This is a genomic window from Aeromonas sp. ZOR0001 (assembly GCF_000801015.1).
GTDB classification, from domain to species: Bacteria; Pseudomonadota; Gammaproteobacteria; order Enterobacterales; family Aeromonadaceae; genus Aeromonas; species Aeromonas veronii.
The window spans coordinates 12,870-37,839 of sequence record NZ_JRJY01000070.1 but is presented as its reverse complement, the minus strand read 5'-3'; the positions used below and the strand labels follow the sequence as shown (position 1 = coordinate 37,839).

The window sequence follows — 24,970 nt, the reverse complement described above, 5'->3', positions numbered from 1 at the left end:
GATCTGCAGATGCCCGCCGGCACCCGGATCTGCGCCCTGTTTCGCGGCCGCGAGCTGCTCCACCCCTCGGGCAGTACCTGCCTGCAGGCCGATGACATCCTCTGCGTCATCGGTCACGAACGTGATCTCCCCGCCCTCGGCCAACTGTTCAGTCAGGCGCCGGAGCAGGACCTCGGCCCCCGCTTCTTCGGTGACTTCCTGCTGGAAGCAGCCGCGCGGCTGGTGGATCTCGCCCCTCTCTACGGGCTGGATGTGAGCGAGGTGGCGGATCAGACACTGGGTGATTTTATTGCCAGCCAGTTGGGCGATAATCTGGTGGTCGGTGACAACATCGAATGGCAGGGCCTGATCTGGACCGTGGCCGAAATGGACGAGAGCGTGCCGAGCAAGATCGGGGTGCGCTTTCAGGAAGAGGACCCGGTCTGACCGACCGTCCCGTATCAAGTCCCCAGCAAGAAGGGAGAGTGTTATGCCATATCAAAGTTTGCTGTCCGGCCCCCTGCCCCCCGCTTCCAATCTGGGGGTGATTGAAGGCTTTTTTGGCAAGGGATGGAGCTGGCAGGCCCGCGCCCGCTACGCCCAGTGGCTGCCACGCCACGGCTACGGTTTCTATATCTACGCCCCGAAAGAGGATGGCTATCTGCGCAAGCACTGGGCCCTCCCCTGGCCCGAGCAGCAACTGGCCGATCTCGCCGAGCTGGCGCGCCAGTGCCGCGCCAACGGGCTCGCCTTCGGGGTGGGCTTGAGCCCCATGGGGGCTCATCACGACTACGATCGCAAACGCTCGGCGCTGCTCGAAAAAGTGCGCCTCATCGACGAGATGCTGCAGCCTGACATTCTGGCTGTGCTGTTTGACGACATGAAGGGGGATACCCCGGATCTGGCCCGTCACCAGCTCACCATCGCCCACGACATCGCGGCCCACAGCAAGGCGACCCGCCTCATCTTCTGCCCCAGCTACTACTCGACCGATCCGGTGCTAGAGAAGGTGTTTGGCGCCATGCCTCCCCGCTATCTGGAGGAGCTTGGCGAGCAGCTCGATCGCCGTTTCGAGATCTTCTGGACCGGCCCCAAGGTCTGCTCGACCGAGTATCCGGCGGTACACCTCAAGCAGGTGACCGAACTGCTCGGCCGCAAGCCGTTTCTGTGGGACAACTACCCGGTCAACGATGGCAGCAAGGCGAGCAGCTACCTGCACCTGCGCGCCTTCGAGAATCGCCCTGCCGAGCTGGCGGATCTGCTCGCCGGCCATGCGGTCAACCCGATGAAGCAGGCGGCGCTCTCCGCCCTGCCGCTGGCCACCCTGCCAATGAGCTACCGGCTCGGCAAACAATACGACCCCGACAAGGCGCTGCATGCCGCCCTCAACGCCACCTGCGGCCCGCAGATCTCGGCGATGATCGAGGCCGACCTGCCGCTGTTTCAGGATCTGGGGCTGGCACAGCTCACCCCAGAGCAGATTGCCGCCCTCAAGGCGCGCTATCTGCCGTTTCGTGACCAATCCTGCGTCGACGAAATCGTGCGCTGGCTGGACGGGGAGTATGTGTTCGACCCCGACTGCCTGACCGACTAAACCGCCCCCTGCGGGGGGCAGAAAGGAGGTTGTATGGATGCACACCTGCTTTACCAGAATCTGGCGGTGATCGCCGCCTTCTTGCTGGTCTACAGCCTGATCGCGGGGCGCTTCGAGTCAAAACTGGTCAACGGCCCCCTGCTCTTTCTGCTGACCGGCTGGCTACTGGGGCCGGGAGGGCTGGAGCTGCTCTCCCTCTCTATCGACAGCGCCGGCATCAAGCTGCTGGCCGAGCTGACGCTGGTTATCGTGCTATTCAACGATGCCGCCAACACCAACTGGCAGGTATTGCTGGCCAACCGCCAGCTCCCCATCCGGCTGCTGCTGATTGGCCTGCCCCTCACCCTGCTCTGTGGTGCCCTGTTTGGCCACTGGATCTTCCCCGACCTGCCACTGCTGGAGATGGCCATCCTCTCCACCATTCTCGCGCCCACCGATGCAGCGCTCGGCAAGGCGGTGGTAAGCAACCCCGCGGTGCCTGCACCGGTGCGCGAAGGGCTCAATCAGGAGAGCGGCCTCAACGACGGCATCTGCGTGCCTGTGCTGCTTCTGCTGCTGGCCCTTATCGCCCCCACCGAGCAGCACGCAGGCACCGCCACCTTGGCCATCACCCTGATGCTGGAGGAGATCGGCATTGGCCTGCTGGTCGCTTTTGTGTTGACCAGCCTCACCATCCGGCTACTGAAAATCTCCTATCTCAACGGCTGGCAACTGCCGCTCTGGCGCCAGCTCACCATGCCGGGGCTGGCCCTGCTCTGCTTTGCGCTGGCCCAGACTCTGGGGGGCAGCGGCTTTATCGCCGCCTTTGTCGGTGGCCTCTTTATCGGCCACCGCCTCGGCGAGCACAAGCACGCCTATATGGACAGCTGCGAAGGCTACGGCGACCTGCTCTCCGTGGTGATCTGGATGGTGTTTGGCGCGACCCTTATGCCCATTCTGCCGGAGCTGCTGCACTGGCAATACTGGCTCTATGCCATTGCCAGCCTCACCCTGCTGCGGATGGTGCCGGTTTGGCTGAGCCTCATCGGCACCGGCCTCAAGCCCGAGCTCAAGCTCTTTATCGGCTGGTTCGGGCCGCGGGGCCTTGCCAGCATCGTCTTTGCGGTGATGGTGCTGCAAAACGAGCCCTCCCTGATTGGCCAGCGCCCCATCATCGCCACCGTGCTCTGCACCATCATATTGAGCGTCATCCTGCACGGCCTCACCGCCAACCCCTGGGTCGAGCGTTTCAAGCCTCGCTGAGCTACCCTGCGCCCATTAAAAATGCCACCTTGCGGCTGTCTCTTGATCACAACTGTTGATGCTCAAGAGACAGCGCCAGTTCATAGCCTTCAAGGAGGGTCTGTAACCTAAACCAGCCCTCCCATAACACCGCTATCGAGGCTCGCCCCGTGCGCTTGGTGTCCTTCCAGCCCCCAGTATCGCCAGGCTCTTGTACGCCCACGCCATATCGCAGGCTTCATTTGGCAACGCCCCCTTCTCCATCTTCAACCACAGCAGCTTCCAGCTCTTTGTGCCCAGCAGCCCTTGGCAGCTCTCTCCCTGCGCGGCAGGCTCCTCTTTGATAAATCGCAACTGCAGCAACCGTACCGCGATAAAGGCTAGGATGACGCTCATGCGCGTCAGGTTCTCCCGGCTCTGCATCTTCAACGCCTCGACCCGCGTGCCTGCACTCTTCCAGACCTTGTGGTAATCCTCGATGAGCCAGCGCCGCTCGTAGTAGCCGATAATCTCGCTGGCCTGCCCGGCGCAGGTCACCGCTGCACTGGTCGGCAGGTGCCACTCCAGCCGGTCATCGGCATCGCTCTGCTCGATGCATCCCACGTAGTAGAGCGGGATATCAGGCTCGCTACGCTTGTTGGCCGGAGCCTTCAGGGTGACCCAGGCAAACTTGATGTCGAGCACGGCCTCTCTGGCTTTTCTGCCACCGCGCTGGGGTATCTTGACCACCCGGGTGCCCGCGGATTGGCACTGCCTGGCATAGTCGTAGAGCCTGTTGTCGTGCTCGTTGATACAGCGGCTTTGCATCGAGCGCACCACGAAGCGCTGGGTATGTTTCTGCTTGTAGTTCAGGTATTCATAGATATCCGCTTCCCGGTCACAGACCGAGATGACGTTGGCCATGGTGCTGCCAAGCCGTGTGGCGAGTGTCTTGGCGGTTTGCTCCCATTTGTAGCTCTCTTTCTCCTGATAGGGGCGGGTCGCGTAGTGGGCACGCTGTCCTCGTTTGCTGACATCGCGGGTCCAGATTTGCTGGGCGGTCAAGTCCACCACCTTGCGCTCGTGCGGCGCGAACAGCAGCACGGAATGAGCCTGCAGGGCGCGACTGCAGCCCTGGTTGGTATGACCCAACTCGTCTCTGACGCTGGCATGATTGAAGGTAAGGGCAGTGGTGTCTTCCAGCGCCAACAAGAGGGAATGGTCTCTGGCATGAGCGGCGGTGACGGCAAAGCCGGCGTTGGCAATGGCCTCGGCACTGACATGTGGGCTGCGAATGAAGCGGTATGCGCCTTCCATATCAGCAGGTGAGAGGGGAAGGTGTGACACGCATTCTCCTGGTTGGTGAACAAGGGCAGTGGCGAGGGCAGCCAGCCTTCTGGTGCGTCTTGGGTCGTTAAGGTTGGCGTGACCAAACTGTGTCTGCGCCCAGTGCGCCGGTTGAGTGAAGGGCATGTTAGAACCAGGGAAGAGAGCGATGAAAGGTTCAGATCACAGAATGGGAGAGAAGTTCAAAAAAAATCCCAAGCGATGCCTGGGGATTTTTGTATAAGAAACAGGCCAATTGGCCGCCCTTGATGCTTCTTACCGAATCGTCGCCATTTGCCGCACGCAGCGTTGTTCTCTGTCATCCACCCGCTTGGCAAACCAGGCGGTGGTGAGGTTGCGGGTGATTTTTGGGCTCTTTAGCTGTATGCCGGGCAGGATGGCGCGGGGCAGTCGCTTGCCCGCTTGCTTGTCGGCCAGGGTAAAGATGCGATGGTAGAGATCGGTCTCGGCAAATTCGGCGGTATCCCCTTTGCGCAGGCTCTGGTGGATCGCCTGTTTGCTCATATTGACCCGGTTGGCGAGGGTGTAGACGGCAAGCTCGGTATTGCCCGGCAGATCCGAGTCATAGCGGATCAGATCCCCGTCCAGGGCCAGAGTTTTGCCACTCAAACGGCTGACGGCAGCTTGAAAAGCGGCATTGCGACTGGCGTACCAGCCAGCGTTGAAATCGGCAAAGCGGTAGAGGGTATCCGGGTAGTCGGCGGGATAACCGAAGATATGTTTGGTGCCAAACCAGATGCCGCCGCGACGGGTAAAGACTTCGTGGCGAATGGAGTCCTTGATTGGATAGGGGTAGCCACGGGCGTTGGCCTCGGCAAAGGCGATGCTCACCTGCATCGGGCCGCCGGTATGCACCGGGTTGAGGTTGCCAAACAGCGTCTTGCCCATCGGCAGCATGCTGATCATGTCTTCGAAGATTTCACTCATCTCCCGCTCGGTACGCAACTTGTCGATCCGCTCGGCGTAGCTCTTGCCGGTGGGCGAGTTGATGGAGAGCGCGGCCCGCACCATAAATTCGGGGATCAGCAGCTTGGCTGCCCGTGAGTTGATCTCTTTCCAGGCGATCTTGCCAAGGCCCGGCACCACGGGGTCGGCCTGATAAGTGGCTTCCTGCTCCGCCACCGCCAGCACGCTACAGACATTGTGATCATTGACCGTCACCCCCTGGGTGGTGAGCGCCGTCACCACGTCGTTGGCCCACCCCTGTTTGTCAGGCACCTGACGGGGCAAGAAGCGCACGATGCGACTCTTCATATCCGCCGGTTTGCGCGGCTGCATGGCAGGCGGCGTTTTGGGGTTGCTCACGCTCGCCTCTTTGGCGGGCGCGGAGGCGGGATCACTGGCACAACCGGCCAGCAACAAGGCAGAGCAGAAGGCAAGAAGACGACAGGAAGGCAAAGCGGTCATAAGCATGTCCATTTTTTGTAGGCCCTACAGGCAGCGCCGCTGGCACTACACTGACAAGCAAAGTGGGGCCATTGTAGAGGATTGCCTGCTGCAGTTGAAACCCGCGCTCGCAGCATCCCCTCCCCTTGCCAGCTTTTGCCACCCCACGCGCCATCCGTTGTCTGCGATACGGAACTCATGACCTTCTTCAAGGATTCACCCGGCCCGAACCGAACGGTGAGCGACAGATAAAAAGAAACCCCCGCCATCGCTGGCGGGGGTTGGTCGTCTGGCAAGTCGGGCTGATGCCCGCTGCAAACTCTTAGCGGTTTTTCACCTTCTGGTGCAGCTCCTGTACCGAGTTGACGTTGGCGGTGGCATCCACGCTGATGGCCATGCAGGTGGCAAACGCCTCATTCATGGTGGTGGTATACGCCACCTTGTTCTGCAAGGCGGCGCGACGCAGCTGCTTGGAGTCCTGGATCGCCACCCGCCCTTCGGCGGTGTTGACGATGTAGGTGTACTCGCCATTCTTGATGCGGTCGAGAATGTGCGGGCGACCTTCATGCACCTTGTTGACCAGGCGCGGGTTGATGCTCGCCTCACCCAGCGCGACGGCTGTGCCGTGAGTGGCATCCAGCTCGTAGCCCAGCTCCAGCAACTTGGCAGCCAAGTCAACCACCTGCGCCTTGTCGCTGTGACGCACTGACAAGAGGGCACGACCCTCTTTTGGTACGGCGTGGTTGGCACCCAGCTGCGCCTTGGCATAGGCCTCGGCAAAGCTGCTGCCCACCCCCATAACCTCACCGGTAGAGCGCATCTCCGGCCCCAGCAGCGGGTCAACCCCCGGGAACTTGGCGAACGGCAGTACCACCTCTTTCACCGAGTAGTAGGGTGGGATGATCTCTTTGGTGAAGCCCTGTTCTTGCAGCGACTGACCTGCCATCACACGGGCGGCAATCTTGGCCAGCGGAGCACCGGTCGCCTTGGAGACAAACGGCACGGTACGGGCGGCACGCGGGTTCACCTCGATGAGGTAGATGTCATCGCCCTTGACCGCGAACTGCACGTTCATCAGGCCGATAACGCCGAGCTCCAGCGCCAGCTTGCGCACCTGCTCGCGGATCTCGTCCTGAATCTTCTTGGACAAGGTATAGGGAGGCAGGGAGCAACCGGAGTCACCGGAGTGGATACCGGCCTGCTCGATGTGCTCCATGATGCCGCCGATGACTACATCGGTGCCGTCGCAGATGGCATCCACGTCCAGCTCGGTCGCATCGTCCAGGAAGCGGTCCAGCAGCACCGGCGATTCGTTGGAGACGCTCACCGCCTCGGCGAAGTAGCGACGCAGATCCTGCTCGTCATAGACGATTTCCATGGCGCGGCCACCCAGCACGTAGGAGGGGCGAACCACCAGCGGGTAGGTAATGCGCTCGGCCAGCAGCACGGCCTGTTCCAGCGCGGTGACGGTGCCGTTTTCCGGCTGCTTGAGGCCGAGGCGCTCGACGGCAGACTGGAAGCGCTCGCGGTCTTCGGCGCGGTCGATGGCATCCGGGCTGGTACCGATGATCGGTACGCCGTTGGCTTCCAATGCCCGTGCCAGTTTCAGCGGGGTCTGGCCACCGTACTGGACAATCACGCCCTTGGGTTTTTCGATGCGCACGATTTCCAGCACATCTTCCAGAGTCACCGGCTCGAAGTAGAGACGATCCGAGGTGTCGTAATCGGTGGAGACGGTCTCCGGGTTGCAGTTGACCATGATGGTCTCGTAACCATCTTCGCGCAGGGCCAGCGCCGCGTGCACGCAGCAGTAGTCAAACTCGATACCCTGACCGATACGGTTCGGGCCGCCGCCGATGATCATGATCTTGTCGCGGTTGCTCGGGGCCGCTTCGCACTCCTCGTCATAGCTGGAGTACATGTAGGCGGTGTTGGTGGCGAACTCGGCGGCGCAGGTATCGACCCGCTTGTAGACCGGGAAGATGTTGTGGCGGGCGCGCAGTTTGCGCACTTCCCCTTCGGCCACACCGAGGATCTTGGCCAGACGGGCATCGGCAAAGCCTTTGCGCTTGAGGGCGCGCAGGAAGTCGGCATCGAGACCGGCCATGCCGCGCTCTTTCACCTCTTCTTCCTGTTTCACCAGGTCTTCAATCTGTACCAGGAACCAGGGGTCAATCTTGGTCAGCTTGAAGATGCCATCCATGGAGAGACCGGCGCGGAACGCATCGGCGATGTAGAAGATACGGTCGCTACCGGCGTCCTGCAGCTCGTGACGGATGCGGGTCAGGGAGTCCGGGGCATTGAGGTCAACCATGGGGTCGAAGCCGGTTTTGCCAGTTTCGAGGCTGCGCAGCGCCTTGTGCAGGGACTCCTGGAAGTTGCGGCCGATGGCCATCACTTCACCGACCGACTTCATCTGGGTCGTCAGACGGTCGTTGGCACCGGCGAATTTTTCGAAGTTGAAGCGCGGCACCTTGGTGACCACGTAGTCGATGGCCGGCTCGAAGGAGGCCGGAGTACGGCCGCCGGTGATGTCGTTCATCAGCTCATCGAGGGTGTAACCGATGGCGAGCTTGGCGGCGATCTTGGCGATGGGGAAACCGGTCGCCTTGGAGGCCAGCGCAGAGGAGCGCGACACCCGCGGGTTCATCTCGATGATGACCATGCGACCATCTTTCGGGTTGATACCGAACTGGACGTTGGAGCCGCCGGTCTCGACGCCGATCTCGCGCAGTACCGCCATGGAGGCGTTGCGCATCAGCTGGTACTCCTTGTCGGTCAGCGTCTGGGCTGGCGCGACCGTGATGGAGTCACCGGTGTGGATACCCATGGGGTCGAAGTTTTCGATGGCGCAGACGATGATGCAGTTGTCGTTGCGATCCCGCACAACTTCCATCTCGTACTCTTTCCAGCCGATCAGCGACTCATCGATGAGCAGCTCTTTGGTCGGCGACAAGTCCAGACCGCGCTCGCAGATCTCGACGAACTCTTCGGTGTTGTAGGCGATGCCGCCACCGGAGCCGCCCATGGTAAAGGAGGGACGGATGATGCAGGGGAAGCCGACCATCTGCTGCACGCCCCACGCCTCTTCCATATTGTGGGCGATGCCGGCACGCGGGCACTCGAGGCCAATGCTGCGCATCGCCTTGTCAAAACGGGAGCGGTCTTCGGCCTTGTCGATGGCGTCGGCGGTGGCACCGATCATCTCGACACCGAACTCGGCCAGCACGCCATGCTTCTCCAGCGCCAGTGCGCAGTTGAGCGCAGTCTGGCCACCCATGGTAGGCAGGATGGCGTCCGGGCGCTCTTTCTTGATGATTTCGCGCACCACTTCCCAAGTGATGGGCTCGATGTAGGTGGCGTCAGCCATCTCCGGGTCGGTCATGATGGTGGCCGGGTTGGAGTTGACCAGAATGACGCGGTAGCCCTCCTCGCGCAGGGCTTTGCACGCCTGGGCGCCGGAGTAGTCAAATTCGCAGGCCTGGCCGATGACGATGGGGCCGGCGCCGAGGATCAGGATGCTCTGAAGGTCATTACGTTTTGGCATGAAATTCTTTCCTCTTTTCCTTAGGCGCGATACTGCTTAATCAATTCAATAAAGTGGTCAAAGAGACCGGCACAGTCGTGAGGGCCCGGGCTCGCTTCGGGGTGCCCCTGGAAGCTGAAGGCCGGACGGTCGGTGCGATGGATACCTTGCAGGGAACCATCGAACAGGGAGACGTGGGTGGCGCGCAGGCAATCCGGCAGGCTGTTCTCGTCTACCGCAAAGCCGTGGTTCTGGGCGGTGATCATGACGGTGTTGTTATCGAGGCTCTTCACCGGATGGTTGGCGCCGTGGTGGCCAAACTTCATCTTGACGGTCTTGGCACCGGAGGCCAGACCCAGCAGCTGGTGACCCAGACAGATGCCGAACACCGGCGTGTTGGTATTAAGGAAAGCCTTGATGGCCTCGATGGCGTAGTCGCACGGCTCGGGGTCGCCGGGGCCGTTGGAGAGGAAGATGCCATCCGGGTTCATCGCCAGTACCTCGGCGGCCGGGGTCTTAGCCGGTACCACGGTCAGGCGGCAGCCACGGTCAACCAGCATCCGCAGAATGTTGCGCTTGACGCCGAAGTCATAGGCCACCACGTGGTATTTCAGCTGGTCGGCATCCGGGGTGACATGCCCCTTGCCAAGCTGCCAGCTCCCTTCGGTCCAGTTGTACGCTTCACCAACCGTCACCTCTTTGGCCAAGTCCATCCCCTTCAGACCGGGGAAGGCACGGGCCTGTTCGAGAGCATAGGCTTCATCGACCTGTTTCCCGGCCAGAATGCAGCCAGCCTGAGCGCCTTTCTCGCGCAGGATGCGGGTCAGTTTACGGGTGTCGATGTCGGCGATGCCAACGATGTTGTGAGACTTGAGGTATTCGGAGAGGGATTGCTGATTGCGGAAATTGGAGGCAAGTATCGGAAGGTCCCGGATGATCAATCCCTGAGCATGGATCTGACTGGACTCTTCATCTTCGCTGTTGGTGCCGGTGTTGCCTATATGGGGGTAAGTGAGGGTGACTATCTGACGGGAATAAGAGGGATCGGTGAGGATTTCCTGATAGCCCGTCATCGACGTATTGAAAACCACTTCACCAACGGAACATCCCTCGGCGCCTATCGACACGCCTTTGAACACAGTTCCATCTTCCAGCACTAGCAATGCAGTGTGATTCAAGACAACCTCCAGTTATTTAGCTTTAAATTCAGCAATTTACCTGGGTGTTGCGGGCTCGGTTCCGGTCTTGGACAGGACTCGAACCCGGCAGATTTCTGGCAAATTGGGCGCATTCTACTTAAAAAAAGTGGCATTTCAACGTCTTTTCTCAGATGAAATGCATCTAAATTCAATAAAAAAGCAACATTACCCATTATCTATGCACTTAATCGCTTTGCAACCCCCTCCCGCGAAAGAAAAGGAAAAACCACCATCAAAAGATGCTACCAAGCCAGCAATAACGACAAAAACAAACAAAAAAACCAATTAAAACAATGGCTTTTATTTTTACACAAAAAACATTAATGACAAATTTAACGCTTTTACGATGACAAGAGTGAACATGAAAAATGGAAAACGTTTTTCCGTGTTTGAATTTTTAGTCTTTTCTTTCCGGTGTAAAAAAATGGCTTCATCAGCCATAAAGATGCTCAAATCTGTTACCTGGTGATGACATTCAGGAAGGAAAAATCTGGCGGATAACGCAATGGTGTGATTTATAAGGAGTTCAGTTAAAAATTGCAGGCAGTGTGTCTTTTTATACAAACTCTGACTAACTGACAGCAAAAACCCCGGCAAGCCGGGGTTTTTCACTGGGTAGCAGTAATACGAAAGTGCCGCTCAGATGCATCACTTGAGATTGAGCACATCCTGCATGTCATAAAGGCCTGCACCCTGCTGACCAAGCCACTTGCCCGCCCGCACAGCACCGTTGGCGAAAGTCAGGCGACTTGAAGCTTTGTGGCTGATCTCCACCCGCTCACCGATATCGGCAAACATGACGGTATGCTCCCCCACCAGATCGCCGGCGCGAATGGTGGCAAAGCCGATAGTGTTGCGATCCCGCTCGCCAGTGATCCCCTCGCGACCATAGACGGCGCACTCCTTGAGATCCCGACCCAGCGTTTTGGCGACCACTTCGCCCATGGAGAGTGCGGTACCGGACGGCGCATCCACCTTGTGGCGATGGTGCCCTTCGATGATCTCGATGTCGGTGTAGTCGCCCATCACCTTGGCGGCCTGCTCCAGCAGCTTGAACACCAGATTGACCCCGACCGAGTAGTTGGAGGCGAACACGATGCCGATCTGCTTGCCAGCCTCTTTCAGAGCAGCCTTGCCTGCATCGTCAAAACCGGTGGTGCCGATCACCATCTGCTTGTGGTGGGCCAGCGCAAAGGCCAGATTGGCAAGGGTCACCTCGGGGCGGGTGAAGTCGATGATGAGATCAAACTCATCGCGCACCTTGTCCAGACTATCGCTGATGGCCACACCCAGATGGCCCAGCCCATTGAGCTCACCGGCATCGAGGCCGATCACCGCCGAGCCCGGCCGCTCCAGCGCAGCCCCGACCACCACGCCATCGGTGTTGGTGATGGCCTCCAGCAGCACCTTGCCCATACGACCATTACAGCCCATCACGGCCACACGGATCGGATTGTCCATCTCCACCCTCTCATCTCTTTTAATTATGGAAAGAGACCGTTTTACCAGCCCGCGCCGGGTTTGAAAAGCCATGATGCCACCACGCCTTGCTGCGCTCGCCAACAGCAGGGCCCACTGGCTGGCCAAGAACTTCCTTTTGGTTACAGGCCGCTTTTCATCGTTTCACACCATCATTTGGCAGACCGTGTGCCATCTGATAGGTTCGAACGAGTGAAATGCCAGCATAAGCAAAATCAGGGCAACGCCCGTGTCGATATCAAATGAGGTGCAAGGATGAGCGCAGGATTGCTGTTTGCTGTGGGGTTGATATCACTGACCCTGGTCATGCTGGCCGCGGCTCTGCTGTTTGGCGGGCCGAGTCCGGCACCGGCGATGGCCAGCATCACCGACCCTTTCAAGGGGAGTGACTGGAGCAGCATGCCACCTCTCTCAAGATACCCGGCGCGTGACGGCACACAGTTGGCCTATCGGCACTATGGCGCAAAGGAGCACGCAGAGAACAACAAGGTCAAGGGCAGCGTGGTACTGGTTCATGGCTCTTCTGCCAGCAGCCAGAGCATGCACAAGATGGCGAGCGCCTTTTCGCAAGCGGGATACGACGCCTACGCCCTCGATATTCGCGGCCATGGCGCATCGGGCGACAAAGGCACCATTGCCTACATCGGCCAGCTTGAAGACGATCTGGAAGATTTCATCAAGTCGGTAGCCCCCGGCAAGCCTGCAACACTCGCCGGCTTCTCGTCAGGGGGTGGCTTTGTGCTGCGTGTTGCTGGCAGCACGCGACAAACTCTGTTCGAGAGCTATCTGCTGCTCTCCCCCTATCTTGGCCCCACCGCCGCCAACTACCGGCCCAACAGCGGTGGCTGGGTGCGTGTCGGCTTGCCTCGCCTCATCGCCCTGAGCATCCTCAACGGTTTCCATATTTCCGCACTCAACCATCTGACCGTGCTGAACTTTGCCCTTAATGATGAGGCGAAACCCCTGCTGACCCCATCCTACTCCTTCAACCTTGCCTCTAACTTTCAGCCAGAGCGCGACTATCAGCAGAATTTGCGCAATGTGCAACTCCCCTGCGCCGTGATCGCGGGTGCAAATGACGAAGCCTTCCAAACAGATCAACTTGAACCTGAGTTAAGACATCTCGGCATCTCCTGGCCTGTCACCCTGCTGCCCGGAATTGGCCACATTCCGCTGACGCTGGAACAGGATGCTCTCGCGACAGCCGTTCAGGCGGTGGAGAAACTGACACAGTAACCACACAGCCCAGGTCTTGTGTCCACGCGTTCTGGAAATACCCGCACCATGCTCACGTAGAGATAGAGAGAGGTGCGGCTGACGTTTGGCAGCGGGAGAAATCCCCAAGATGGCATGCAGAGATCTTATCGTTTACCTCTTTCCTTATTAAAGGCACGCGATACCCGCGGACTGCGCCAGAACAGCAATGAACAATAACCAGCGCAAACTTCTTTTTCCGAATATTCTTTGGATATCTCAACAACACCAGAATCATAAAACAAAAACACCTATCCATCTGGACGTCTATCTTGACCAAGCGAGGTTGACTCACTACTGTGGGCACCCCAATGCGGCAGGATGCCCGCCCTGTTTTCCCCCTATCCCTATCCGATACAGGTACAAAGCAGTTTATGACAGGAGGTCATTGTTCAATTTCAGAGGAACACATGATCCAGACTCAACCCAGTGCCAGGGCCTTGTTGCCACTTCTGGTTTTTCTCGCACTCTTTATCGGTACCGGTACCTGGCTGACCCTGCAGGGGGTCGAATTCGCCTTCTATCAGCTGCCCGCTCCGGTTGCAGCCCTGCCTGCGGTGATGCTGGCCCTGCTGCTTGGCAAAGAGAGCTTCAACAGCAATCTGGAGACCTTCTTCAAGGGGGTTGGCCACAGCAATATCATGGCGATGTGCCTTATCTATCTGCTGGCGGGCGCCTTTGCCAGCGTGGCCAAGGCCACCGGCGGGGTTGATGCTACTGTGGCGCTGGGTCTCTCCCTCATCCCTGGCTGGGCGCTGTTGCCCGGGCTGTTCCTCATCTCTGCCTTTATTGCTACCGCTATGGGCACCTCCATGGGCACCATAGGTGCCGTGGCGCCGGTCGCGCTGGGCGTGGCGCAGGCGGCCGGTATCGATCCGGTACTGATGGCAGGCACCATTCTCTCCGGCGCCATGTTTGGCGATAACCTCTCCATCATCTCCGACACCACCATAGCGGCCACCCGCAGTCAGGGGTGCGAGATGAAGGACAAGTTCCGCGAGAACTTCAAGATTGCGGCCCCCGCTGCCATCGCGGTGATCCTGCTCTATCTGACCCTGGGGTCAGTGGGTGAATCCCCTGCCAGTGGCAGCGCCATCGAACTGTTCAAGGTGATGCCTTATCTGCTGATCCTGGGGCTGGCGCTCGCCGGAGTGAATGTGTTTGTGGTGCTGGGGATCGGCATTCTGGCCGCCGGAGTGGTGGGCATGATCAACGGCTACGCCATCGGTCAGTTCAGCAAGGATATCTATCAGGGCTTTACCGGCATGCAGGAGATCTTCCTGCTCTCCATGCTGATCGGCGGCCTCGGCACCCTGATGGAGCGTCAGGGTGGTCTGGCCTGGATCAGTGAGCGCATCAGCGCCCTGATTGCCCGTTTCACTCGCGAGCACAACGGTGAACAGAACGAGAAAGCCGCCGAGCTCGGCATCGCCGGGGTGGTGAGCCTCACCAACCTGTGCACCGCCAACAACACGGTGGCTATTATCGTCGCCAGCAAGGTAGCCCGGGATCTGGCCGAGCACCACGGTGTCACCCCGCGCCGAGCCGCTTCCATGCTCGATATTTTCTCCTGCGTGGTACAGGGTCTGATCCCCTGGGGCGCACAGGCGCTGCTGCTGGGATCCATCTTCGCCCTGTCGCCGTTGGCAGTGGTGAGCATGAGTTTCTACCCGATGGCACTCGCGGTAGCGGCACTCATTGCCGTGTTCGTGAAGCACCAGATGCGCGGCAAAGCTGACAAGTAACAGACCAGACGCTGGCGCGCCGACATGCCATCAACTGGGGCCACACCCTGGCCCTTGTTGACTCACTATCGGATCCGTCAGCATTTACCCCACCGTCCCGGGCATCAGCCGTCCGGGGCGGGAGTTCCCCTGTCACCCCTTAACGTCAAGAGTGAATGTGCTAAGGTAGAGCGCGTTCAAGCCATCGATGCGCAGCTATACCAGAGGTTCCCCATGCATGAGTCCCAACCCGAACGTCAATCCCTGCGCCAACTGGTTCGTCAACGCCGCAAAAATCTGAGTCCGGCCGAGCAGCAGGCGGCGGCCCAACAGCTGCTGGCCCAGTTCAAGCAACACCCCGAGATCCTCGCCGCCAAACGCATTGCCCTCTATCTGGCCAATGATGGGGAGATCAACCCCTTGCCCACCATCCATTGGCTGTGGGCCCAGCACAAAGAGGTCTACCTGCCGGTGCTCCACCCCTTTACCCCGGGTCACCTGCTCTTTTTGCGCTATACCGCCACCAGCCCCATGGTGCGCAACCGCTACGGCATCGAAGAGCCGGAGCTGGATATCCTGCAGGTGGTGCCCCACAGCACCCTCGATCTTATCTGCACCCCGCTGGTCGCCTTCGATGCCCAGGGCAATCGTCTTGGCATGGGGGGCGGCTACTACGATCGCACTCTCGCCATCTGGCATGAGCACAAGCTGGGGCCCAAGCCACTCGGCATTGCCCACGACTGCCAGCAGGTAGATGCCGTCCCGCAAGAGGAGTGGGATGTGCCGCTGCCCCAGATCATCACCCCAAGCCACTGCTGGCGCTTTGAATAGGCTGTTTTTGGCAGGCAGCCCCTGCTTTGTGCGCGCAAACGCAGAATAAACAGGCAAACGATTTACAAAGTCCCTCTTTTTGCCCCGGAACGTGAGCAACAAGGTCGCGACGGGGTACCGGGTTGGATATAATGCGCCCGCTTTTTTCTTAAGGAACGATCATGACTCAAGATGAAATGAAGAAGGCGGCCGGTTGGGCTGCGCTCAAGTATGTGGTTCCCGGCACCATCGTCGGGGTGGGCACCGGCTCTACCGTCAACCACTTTATCGACGCGCTGGCGACCATGAAGGACGAGATCAAGGGGGCGGTATCCAGCTCCGTGGCCTCTACCGAGCGCCTCAAGGGCTTCGGCATCACCGTATATGATCTCAACGAGATCGACGCCCTCTCCGTCTATGTGGATGGCGCCGACGAGATCAACGCAACCCGCGACATGATCAAGGGCGGTGGCGCAGCCCTGACCCGCGAGAAGATCGTTGCCGCCGTCGCTGACAAGTTCATCTGCATCATCGACAACACCAAAACCGTCGACGTGCTGGGCCAGTTCCCGCTGCCGGTGGAAGTGATCCCGATGGCCCGCGAATACGTGGCCCGTGAAATCCGCAAACTGGGTGGCAACCCGGTGTGGCGTGAAGGCGTGGTCACCGACAACGGCAACCACATTCTGGATGTAAAAGGCATGGCCATTACCGACGCCAAGGCGCTGGAAGTGCGACTGAACGCCATTGTTGGCGTGGTCACCAACGGCCTGTTCGCCGCCCGCGGCGCCGATGTTGTCCTGATCGGTACGCCGGACGGCGTGATTACCCAGTAATCCCGACACCGGTAGCACAGTGCAGCGGCATCCTCCCTCCCTCGCCAGCGCCACTCTGCAACCTCTGACGCAGCAGCGGCGTTGATTGAGCCCCGGGATGGGATATGACCCAAACATTGCACTGTGAATAAATGACGGCGCCTGATGGCGCCGTTTTTATTTATCCCTCAACAAGTTGCATACGGATGTTTACAACATTCGTTGATAACTTCAAAGAATTTGACTTTCGTCACAAATATTCCCTCTCCCAAACGTTTTTGCTACTTTACGGTTTTCTTCGCACACCAAATCTGCACTTACGTTTGCACATACAGAGGGATCGTCATGACTGCCAAGTTTTCGTTGGACAAGGATAAAATCAAGGTTCTGCTGCTGGAGGGGGTTCACCCCAACACCGTAGAGACCTTTCGTGCCGCAGGTTACACCAGTGTGGAGTATCTCAAGACCTCGCTCTCCGAAGAGGAGCTGATCGAGCAGATCCGCGACGTCCATTTCATCGGGCTGCGCTCCCGCACCCAGATCACCGAGAAAGTCCTCGACGCCGCCAACAAGCTGGTCGCTATCGGCTGCTTCTGCATCGGTACCAACCAGGTCGAGCTGGAAGCGGCCCAGATCCGCGGTATTCCGGTCTTCAACGCCCCCTTCTCCAACACCCGTTCGGTCGCCGAGCTGGTTCTGGGCGAGATCCTGCTGCTGCTGCGCGGCATCCCCGAGAAAAACGCCAAGTGCCATCGCGGCGTGTGGGAAAAACTGGCCAACCGCTCGGTGGAAGCGCGCGGCAAGAAGCTCGGCATCATCGGCTACGGCCACATCGGTACCCAGCTTGGCATCATCGCCGAAAGCATCGGCATGAAGGTTTATTACTACGATATCGAGAACAAGCTCTCGCTGGGTAACGCCATTCAGGTGCCGAGCATGGTCGAGCTGCTCAATATGTCTGACGTCATCAGCCTGCACGTGCCGGAGACCGCCTCCACCAAGAACATGATCGGAGCCGAGCAGCTGCGGATGATGAAACCGGGCGCCATCTTCATCAACGCCGCCCGCGGTACCGTGGTGGATATCGATGCGCTGGCTGACGTCATCAAGAGCGGCCATATCGCCGGTGCCGCCATCGACGTCTTCCCGGTCGAGCCCAAGTCCAATGACGAAGAGTTCCAAAGCCCGCTGCGTGGGCTGGAGAACGTCATCCTGACCCCGCACATCGGTGGCACCACCCATGAGGCGCAGGAGAACATCGGGCTGGAAGTAGCCAACAAGCTGGTCAAATACTCCGACAATGGCTCCACCCTCTCCGCCGTCAACTTCCCGGAAGTGTCGCTGCCGGGCCACAAGGGCTCCAGCCGCCTGCTGCACATTCACCGCAACCAGCCGGGTGTGATGAACCAGATCAACCAGATCTTCGCCGAAGAGGGGATCAACATCGCCGGTCAATACCTGCAAACCAGCAGCCATATCGGTTACGTGGTGATCGACGTGGAGACCGAACACAGCGAGAAGGCGCTCGCCAAGCTCAAGGAGATCAACGGCACCATCCGTGCCCGCATCCTCCACTGATAGACCCTTATCTGCGCAGCAAAAAGCCCGTCGTGATGACGGGCTTTTGTATGAAGCAGAACCTCAAAGCAGCGTGATGGCTTACCACCACCCCAACAGGTTGCGGCCCACCAGCGCGCCCCACACCAGGGCATTGAGGGCCAGCGCGATAAAGACGGCGGCGGAGCCCAAATCCTTGGCGCGACCGGAGAGCTCATGATGCTCGGAGCCAACCCTGTCTACCACAGCTTCAATGGCAGAGTTGAGGATCTCGACAATCACCACCAGCCAGCTGATGACGATAAGCAGCAGGATCTGGTTGAGAGAATCCCCCAGCCAGAAGGCCAGCGGCATCAGCAACAGGATCAGCATCAGCTCCTGCCGAAACGCCGCCTCGTTAATCCAGGCTGACTTGAGCCCCTTCATGCTGTAACCGGTTGCGTTGATGATGCGGGTGACCCCGGTTGCCCCTGGCTTTGCCACGCTAACTACCTCATTTGGAATCGATTTTGGCCTCACATCCTATCAGAGCCCCTCAAGGTTTCAATCAGGGGACTTTTGCTTTATTTTATCCCTTTGCTTTTTCGCCCCTTGCGGCTGACACCACCCACTCGAGACTTGAGTTGTATGTCCATTCACACAGATGAATTGCGCACCCGTCGCCTGGAGTCACTGATCACTCCGAGCGAGCTTGCACACGCGTTTCCGATCACCGATACCATTGCCCAGAATCTGCTGGATGCCCGTCGCGAAGTGGAAGCCATTCTGGCCGGAGACGATCAGCGCCTGCTGGTCATTGTCGGCCCCTGCTCTATCCATGATCCCGCTGCTGCTCGCGAGTATGCCCAGCGCCTCAACGCCCTGCGCGAGCAGTATAAAGAGAGCCTCTGCATCGTGATGCGCACCTATTTCGAGAAGCCGCGCACCATCGTTGGCTGGAAAGGGCTGATCAACGATCCGCGCCTCGATGGCAGCTTCGACGTCAACGAAGGGCTGAAACTGGCGCGCAAATTACTGGTCGATATCAATGAGCTCGGCATGCCAACCGCCACCGAATTCCTCGATATGGTGACCGGCCAGTATATTGCCGACCTCATCACCTGGGGCGCCATCGGCGCACGTACCACCGAATCCCAGGTACACCGCGAGATGGCTTCGGCTCTCTCCTGCCCGGTCGGCTTCAAAAACGGCACCGACGGCAATACCCGCATCGCCATCGATGCGGTGCGCGCCGCCCGTCACAGCCACATCTTCTATTCGCCGGACAAAGACGGCAAGATGACCATCTACCGCACCGCTGGTAACCCCTTTGGTCATGTGATCCTGCGTGGCGGCCACCGACCCAACTACGACACCGCCAGTGTCGATGAAGCCTGTGAAGCGTTGGCCGATGTGGGCCTGCCGGAGCGTCTGGTGGTCGATTTCAGCCACGGCAACAGCATGAAGGATCACCGTCGTCAGCTGCTGGTGGCGCAAGATATCTGCGATCAGCTGCGCCGCGGCCGTACCGGCATCGCCGGCATCATGGCCGAAAGCTTCCTGGTGGAAGGGCGTCAGGATGTGGAGAACGGCTGCGCCGCCACCTTTGGCCAGAGCATCACCGATGCCTGCCTGTCATGGAACGATACCGAAACCCTGCTGGCGATGCTGGCAGAGGCTGCACTGGTACGCCTTGCCAAGCGGCAAGCCTGAGCCCCGATGACGAATATCGGCTGGCAGATAGTCCCCCTCGACGAGACGCTGCTGGCGCAGTGGGCAACCCTGCGCCAGCAGCTGTGGCCGCACCACGCACTTTCGGCCCACCTGCAGGAAGGGGTTGAGATGTTGGCCAATGCACATCTCAACGCCTTTCTGGCGCTGGATGAACAGAGTCAGGCGGTAGGCTTTGCCGATGCAGCCCTGCGCCACGATTACGTGAATGGCTGCAACAGCAGCCCTGTGATGTATCTGGAAGGGGTCTATGTGCAACCGGCCTCGCGCCAGCGTGGGGTGGCCCAAGCCTTGATCGCTCAGGTGGCGCAGTGGGGCCGCGAGCTGGGTTGCCGGGAACTGGCCTCCGATGCCGCCATCGACAATCTTGCCTCGCAGCAGATGCACCAACGACTCGGCTTTGCCGAAACAGAGCGAGTCGTATTCTTCAAAAAGGCCCTCGGCTGACGCCAAGGGCCTTTCTTGTTTCTCACAAACTGGGCATAAACCACACGCGCCCCGCAGCTTCGATGCGGTCGGTGCGGATCTGGAACACCTGCGCCAGCAGCGCCTCATCCACCAGCTCGACACCCCCTTCGCGCACCACCGCGCCCCCTTGCAGGCAGAGAATGCGGTCGGCCCAGTCGATGGCCAAATTGATATCGTGGATGGCGAGCACCACCAGCAAGCCCTGCCCGGCCAAGGTTTTCAGCAACCGCAACAGCGCCAGCTGGTGATGCAGGTCGAGCCCCGCCAGCGGCTCGTCCAGCAGCAGCACCTTGCCGGTCGGATTGAGGCTCGGCCACACCTGCAGCAGGGTGCGGGCAATCAGCACTCGCTGCTGTTCGCCCCCCGACAACCGGCTGAAGTCACGAGCCAGCAAGGCTTCCAGCTCCAGTGCCTCGCACAATGCATTTATCGCCTCGTTCTGTCTGGCAGGTGCAACCATCTCATCGAGCCCCAGGCTCAACACCTGAAACACCGGAATATGAAACAGCTGGGGCTGACGCTGGGGCAGCATGGCGCGCCGTTTGGCAAGCTCGGGCCAACTCATGTCAGTAAGCGCTTCCCCCCCCAGCAGCACTGTGCCATCGGCGGGTAAAATCCCCGCCAGCGCCCCGAGCAGGGTCGACTTACCACTGCCATTGGGGCCAAGCAGCGCCACCAACTGGCCGCCATGCCAGCGGATATCTAGGGGAGAGAGCCGTCCGGCAATGGCGATTGCGCGCGCCTCCAGCAGCGGCGCAGCAGCACGAGAAGAAACCGGCATGGGATCAGCGGGTGACATCAGCATCTTGCCTCAACAACGGGTAAATAAGGAGACTGCGCGCCCCGACCAAATCATGCAGATATTCATGCAGCACCATCGGCAGTTTGCCTCAATAGCAGGTAGATAAAGAGCGGCGCCCCCACCGAGGCGGTGATGACGCCGATAGGCAACTCCCCCGCGCTCAGGGTGGATCGAGCAACCAAATCGGCCGCCAGCAGCAGGGCCCCACCGCCAAGCGCCGAGGCAGGCAGCAGAAAGCGCTGATCGCTGCCACCACAGAGCCGCAGCAGATGGGGCACCACCAACCCGACAAAACCGATGACACCACACAACGACACCGCCACACCGGTTAGCAGACAGACCGCCAGCACCAACCGCACCCGCATCTTGTCGACATCCATCCCCATCAGGCGGGCCTGGGTCTCCCCCAACAACAACTGTTGCAGCGCCTTGCCCTGCCAGCAGAGCCAGCACAGGGTGAGCGGCAGCACCAGCCACCACCAGGCAAACTGCTGGCTGCCGTAAGAGAAGCTCCCCATCATCCAGAACATGAATTCACGCAAGGAGCCATCGTCGGCAAAGTACATCAACCAGGTCATGGCGGCATTGGTGAGAATACCGATGGCGACGCCAAACAGCAGCAAGCGGGCATGACCGAGACGCGCCCGGCGAGCCAGCCGAATGAGCAACATGGTCACCAGCAAGGCGCCACCGAAGGCCGCCAGCGACAGCCCCCAGCCGGGCAGATAGAGGCCGAGGGACTTGGCCACCGCCATCGCCACCATGGCGGCAAGGCCTGCCCCGCTTGAAACGCCAAGCAACCCGGGTTCGGCCACCGGGTTGTGCAGCATCACCTGCAACACGGCGCCGCCACAAGCAAGCGCGGCGCCAGCCAAGAGGGCCAGCAAGGCGCGCGGCAGGCGCAGCTCCAGCAGGATGCGCTGTTCGAGATCGCCAAGGGGCTGCCAGGGCAGCAGCACAAACTCGCCCCAGACGAGGGAGAAGAGAAACAGCAGCAGGGTCAGCAGCGTCAGGCCACAGAGCCAGCGCCGCTGCCAGCGCTGCTGACGGGCGATAAGGGAGAGGTACAAGGAGGATCCCCGACAATAACAAGGCTTCATCCCCGGCCCGGTCGCAGCGCCGGGGGGAAGCAGGAAAAGGGCATAATAACAGTGGCTTGCCACCCAAGGTCAAGGCTGGTAACGCTTTGCCATCACCCTTATCTCGCCGCTGGCCACCAGATTTTGCAGCGCCACCAGCAAGGGCTGGCGCAGCGACTGGTGAGGTGAGTGCTTGCTCATCCCCAGATAGAGGGTCACCGGCGTGGCGGGGCGGTAGTCCGCCTTGCCTATCCGGCTGGCATTTCCCTGACTCAGGGCATAGTCCACCTGACAGTCAGTGCCAATCATCAGCGGCAGGTGACCCCGCTGCACCATGCGCAGCAGCTGATCTTCGGTGGGTACTCCGTGCTTGTCGAGGCGACTGTCACTGTTGAAGGGCTCAAAGTAGGCGGAGTTGAGCACATAGCCCACCTTCACCCCCTGCAGATCGCGGTATTGGTGGATCCGGGCCACATTGACCGGCTGACCATAAAACGCGGGCCAGCACTGATAGTAGGCAGGCTGCAGATAGTCGATGAACTGCGCCCGCTCGGCGGTATAGGCGAGGCCAATCATCAGATCGACCTGGCCGGTCTGCATCTGCTTGAGCGCCCTGCCCCACGGCATCCGCCGTACCTGCAACTCAATGCCGCTCGCCTGTTGCAACCGGCGCAGGATGTCCATGTCGAGCCCCTGCAACCGGCCATCCGCTTGCAGGATGCGAAATGGCGGCCACAGATCGGTGGCCACCGTCAGCGTCGGGGTCGCTCGCACCGGCATGGCAAATAACAGTAACAACACAATCCCGCATAACTTGCCCATCCCGTCGCATACCTCGCACGGCTTATCCTGTTGGTTAAAAATACCCTCCCGCACCACGTATGAAAACCCGTGGTTCAGGGATAAAATGCGCCGGATTTTCAAGGAGAACCCTATGAACCCGATTTTCACCAGTATCGGTCTGCTGCTCTGCAGCAACGTCTTTATGACCTTCGCCTGGTACGCTCATCTCAAGAGCATGAACCACAAACCCTGGATCATTGCCGCCCTGGTGAGCTGGGGTATCGCCCTGTTCGAATACCTGCTGCAAGTGCCCGCCAACCGCATCGGCCATACGGTGATGAGCGTGGGCCAACTTAAAATCCTGCAAGAAGTGATCACACTCACCGTATTCGTCCCCTTCTCTATCTTCTATCTCAAGGAAGATCTGAAATGGGACTATCTCTGGGCAGGGCTCTGCATTCTCGGTGCGGTCTTTTTTGTCTTTCGCGAGAAACTGACCGGCGCCTGAGGCTGTACACTCAATATCATCCCGCTCATGGCATCTCATTGATCGAAGAGGCAAAAAAATGGAATTGCGAGACATGTTACAGATCCTGGCCAAGCAGGATGGCTCAGACCTCTATCTGTCGACCGGCGCGCCCCCCTGCGCCAAATTTAACGGCGGCCTGCGCCCCCTCAACGAAACGCCGCTGGAGCCGGGTGAAGTGGCGCGGATCGCCGCCGAGATCATGGATGGCGAGCAGAAGCAGCAGTTCGAGAAGGATCTGGAGATGAACCTCGCCATCTCCCTGCCCCAGATCGGCCGCTTTCGGGTCAACATCTTCAAGCAGCGCAACGAAGTCTCTCTGGTGGCCCGCAACATCAAGACCGACATCCCCCGCTTTGAAGATCTCAAACTCCCGCCTGTGTTGCTCGACACCATCATGGAGAAACGCGGTCTGGTGCTGTTTGTCGGCGGTACCGGCTCGGGTAAATCCACTTCGCTGGCGGCGCTTATCGACCATCGCAACCGCAACAGCGGCGGCCACATCATCACCATCGAGGATCCGGTAGAGTTCGTTCATCGTCACCGCAAGAGCATCATCAACCAGCGGGAGGTTGGCGTGGATACCCGCAGCTTCCACGCAGCCCTGAAAAACACCCTGCGTCAGGCGCCGGACGTCATTCTTATCGGCGAGATCCGCGATCGCGAGACCATGGAACATGCGCTGGCCTTCTCTGAAACCGGCCACCTTGCCATCTCCACCCTGCACGCCAACAACGCCAACCAGGCGCTGGATCGCATCATCAACTTCTTCCCCGAGGAGCGCCGTCCACAACTGCTCAACGATCTGGGCAACAACCTCAAGGCCTTTGTCTCCCAGCGATTGGTGAAAACCACCGATGGCGGCCGCCGGGCCGCAGTGGAGATCATGCTCGGCACCCACACCATCCGCGACATGATCAAGCGCGGCGAATTTGGCGGCCTCAAAGAGGTGATGGAAAAATCCAAGGCCCTCGGCATGGTCACCTTCGACAGTGCCTTGTTTGATCTGGTGGTGGAAGGGGTAATTGAGGAAGAAGAGGCGGTGAAGAACGCCGACTCGGCCAACAACCTGCGCCTCAAGATCAAGCTGTGGAAGGAGAAGGGGCAGATTGCCAGCAGCAGCGATGCCACCGGCTGGAGCCTCGAACCCACCAAGGACGAGAAGGGCGATTTTTTCTAACTAGCCCCTCGAGAACCCCGGGCCCGTCCGGGGTTCTCTTTATCCAGCACGGCTGACCCGACTTATCCCTCAGCTCACGCAGATCACAGCCAGTCAGCACCAACGGCGAACGCGCTGGCAATACGCCACATACTCGTCGCCAAAACGGGCGCGCAGCAGCCGCTCCTCCGGCATGATCTGGAAGAAGGTCAGCCAGGCCACCAGCACGATTGGCCCAACCCAGACCCAACTTCCACCGAGATAACAGCCCCAGGCGGCCAGCCAGCAGAGCAAGCCCAGATACATGGGATTGCGACTGACACGATAAACGCCGCAGGTTACCAGACGACTGGTGTGCTGAGGTTTGGTGGGGCTGACCGTGGTCTGGTGGTGACGAAATCGTTGCAGGGCACCAAAGCCCATGATGGCCCCCGCCACGACCAGCACAGCCATCAGCGCCATTGCCCAGATGCCGGGCTGGCTCTCCCCTCTTAGCCACCACATGGCCCCGGCACAGAGCAGGAAGATCAGCGGTGGTGGCAAACGTAACTCAAGATTGACCATTTTATTCCC

The 24,970-nt window shown here is 59.7% G+C and carries 21 protein-coding genes and 1 pseudogene; 12 read left to right on the top strand and 10 right to left on the bottom strand.

Annotated features, from left to right (window positions below):
- The 3 genes from L972_RS21835 to L972_RS08410 all read left to right on the top strand — a co-directional run.
- The coding region (locus tag L972_RS21835; RefSeq protein WP_047437519.1) for a transporter associated domain-containing protein at window positions 1-426 on the top strand (426 nt) is incomplete at its 5' end.
- Window positions 427-469: 43 nt separating this feature from the next.
- Complete coding sequence (locus L972_RS08415) at window positions 470-1,573, top strand: beta-N-acetylglucosaminidase domain-containing protein (protein WP_047437516.1); 1,104 nt, start codon at window positions 470-472, stop codon at window positions 1,571-1,573.
- A gap of 33 nt (window positions 1,574-1,606) precedes the next feature.
- Window positions 1,607-2,815 (top strand): cation:proton antiporter, encoded by a 1,209-nt coding sequence (locus L972_RS08410; protein ID WP_005359338.1) that lies wholly within the window; start codon window positions 1,607-1,609, stop codon window positions 2,813-2,815.
- Between the two features lie 46 nt (window positions 2,816-2,861).
- Here the strand turns inward: L972_RS08410 and L972_RS08405 are convergent.
- The 5 genes and pseudogenes from L972_RS08405 to dapB form a co-directional block, all read right to left on the bottom strand.
- Window positions 2,862-4,246: pseudogene (locus L972_RS08405) on the bottom strand (IS4 family transposase).
- 129 nt (window positions 4,247-4,375) lie between these two features.
- Window positions 4,376-5,527 (bottom strand): DUF1615 domain-containing protein, encoded by a 1,152-nt coding sequence (locus L972_RS08400; RefSeq protein WP_047437512.1) that lies wholly within the window; start codon window positions 5,525-5,527, stop codon window positions 4,376-4,378.
- Window positions 5,528-5,828: 301 nt separating this feature from the next.
- Window positions 5,829-9,053, bottom strand: a complete 3,225-nt coding sequence (gene carB / locus L972_RS08395) for a carbamoyl-phosphate synthase large subunit (RefSeq protein ID WP_047437509.1) — start codon at window positions 9,051-9,053, stop codon at window positions 5,829-5,831.
- A 20-nt stretch (window positions 9,054-9,073) separates the two neighbouring features.
- A complete protein-coding gene (gene carA, locus L972_RS08390) occupies window positions 9,074-10,210 on the bottom strand; it encodes a glutamine-hydrolyzing carbamoyl-phosphate synthase small subunit (RefSeq protein WP_047437507.1) in 1,137 nt (378 codons plus the stop codon).
- A gap of 669 nt (window positions 10,211-10,879) precedes the next feature.
- Entirely contained in the window at window positions 10,880-11,692 is an 813-nt protein-coding gene (dapB, locus tag L972_RS08385) for a 4-hydroxy-tetrahydrodipicolinate reductase (protein WP_005347132.1), read from the bottom strand.
- A gap of 273 nt (window positions 11,693-11,965) precedes the next feature.
- Here dapB and L972_RS08380 point away from each other — a divergent pair, with 273 nt between their 5' ends.
- The 5 genes from L972_RS08380 to serA all read left to right on the top strand — a co-directional run bounded on the left by L972_RS08380 (window position 11,966) and on the right by serA (window position 17,891).
- Window positions 11,966-12,946: an alpha/beta hydrolase gene (locus tag L972_RS08380; protein ID WP_047437504.1), complete on the top strand. Its 981-nt coding sequence runs from the start codon at window positions 11,966-11,968 to the stop codon at window positions 12,944-12,946.
- A gap of 428 nt (window positions 12,947-13,374) precedes the next feature.
- Window positions 13,375-14,709, top strand: coding sequence for a Na+/H+ antiporter NhaC family protein (locus L972_RS08375; protein WP_047437501.1), 1,335 nt, complete (start codon window positions 13,375-13,377; stop codon window positions 14,707-14,709).
- Window positions 14,710-14,922: 213 nt separating this feature from the next.
- Window positions 14,923-15,519 (top strand): 5-formyltetrahydrofolate cyclo-ligase, encoded by a 597-nt coding sequence (locus tag L972_RS08370; protein WP_005337635.1) that lies wholly within the window; start codon window positions 14,923-14,925, stop codon window positions 15,517-15,519.
- 161 nt (window positions 15,520-15,680) lie between these two features.
- Complete coding sequence (gene rpiA, locus L972_RS08365) at window positions 15,681-16,334, top strand: ribose-5-phosphate isomerase RpiA (RefSeq protein ID WP_005353106.1); 654 nt, start codon at window positions 15,681-15,683, stop codon at window positions 16,332-16,334.
- 324 nt (window positions 16,335-16,658) lie between these two features.
- The gene (serA, locus tag L972_RS08360) at window positions 16,659-17,891 is read left to right on the top strand and encodes a phosphoglycerate dehydrogenase (protein WP_005337639.1); all 1,233 of its coding nucleotides are present in this window, start codon (window positions 16,659-16,661) and stop codon (window positions 17,889-17,891) included.
- 81 nt (window positions 17,892-17,972) lie between these two features.
- Here serA and L972_RS08355 read toward each other — a convergent pair whose 3' ends face one another.
- Window positions 17,973-18,353 carry a diacylglycerol kinase gene (locus tag L972_RS08355; RefSeq protein WP_005337641.1) on the bottom strand — a complete coding sequence of 127 codons (381 nt, stop codon included), beginning with the start codon at window positions 18,351-18,353 and terminating at the stop codon, window positions 17,973-17,975.
- Window positions 18,354-18,497: 144 nt separating this feature from the next.
- Here L972_RS08355 and L972_RS08350 point away from each other — a divergent pair, with 144 nt between their 5' ends.
- Together L972_RS08350 and aac(6') are read left to right on the top strand one after the other, a co-directional pair.
- On the top strand, window positions 18,498-19,562 hold the full coding sequence (locus L972_RS08350; RefSeq protein ID WP_047437496.1) for a 3-deoxy-7-phosphoheptulonate synthase: 1,065 nt from the start codon (window positions 18,498-18,500) through the stop codon (window positions 19,560-19,562).
- A gap of 6 nt (window positions 19,563-19,568) precedes the next feature.
- Entirely contained in the window at window positions 19,569-20,027 is a 459-nt protein-coding gene (aac(6'), locus tag L972_RS08345; protein ID WP_047437493.1) for an aminoglycoside 6'-N-acetyltransferase, read from the top strand.
- Between the two features lie 22 nt (window positions 20,028-20,049).
- Here aac(6') and L972_RS08340 read toward each other — a convergent pair whose 3' ends face one another.
- From L972_RS08340 to L972_RS08330, 3 genes are all read right to left on the bottom strand, one after another.
- Window positions 20,050-20,847, bottom strand: a complete 798-nt coding sequence (locus L972_RS08340) for an ATP-binding cassette domain-containing protein (RefSeq protein WP_047437691.1) — start codon at window positions 20,845-20,847, stop codon at window positions 20,050-20,052.
- A gap of 65 nt (window positions 20,848-20,912) precedes the next feature.
- Complete coding sequence (gene btuC, locus L972_RS08335) at window positions 20,913-21,920, bottom strand: vitamin B12 ABC transporter permease BtuC (RefSeq protein WP_047437491.1); 1,008 nt, start codon at window positions 21,918-21,920, stop codon at window positions 20,913-20,915.
- 99 nt (window positions 21,921-22,019) lie between these two features.
- Entirely contained in the window at window positions 22,020-22,751 is a 732-nt protein-coding gene (locus L972_RS08330; RefSeq protein ID WP_043825634.1) for a substrate-binding periplasmic protein, read from the bottom strand.
- 112 nt (window positions 22,752-22,863) lie between these two features.
- Between L972_RS08330 and L972_RS08325 the strand changes: the two genes are divergently transcribed.
- Window positions 22,864-23,220 (top strand): DMT family protein, encoded by a 357-nt coding sequence (locus L972_RS08325; protein WP_005337656.1) that lies wholly within the window; start codon window positions 22,864-22,866, stop codon window positions 23,218-23,220.
- A 58-nt stretch (window positions 23,221-23,278) separates the two neighbouring features.
- A complete protein-coding gene (tapW, locus tag L972_RS08320; protein ID WP_005361600.1) occupies window positions 23,279-24,418 on the top strand; it encodes a type IVa pilus ATPase TapW in 1,140 nt (379 codons plus the stop codon).
- A 93-nt stretch (window positions 24,419-24,511) separates the two neighbouring features.
- On the opposite strand, the gene L972_RS08315 is transcribed toward tapW, so the two are convergent.
- A complete protein-coding gene (locus L972_RS08315) occupies window positions 24,512-24,961 on the bottom strand; it encodes a methyltransferase family protein (RefSeq protein ID WP_047437488.1) in 450 nt (149 codons plus the stop codon).
- Between the last annotated feature and the right edge of the window lie 9 nt (window positions 24,962-24,970).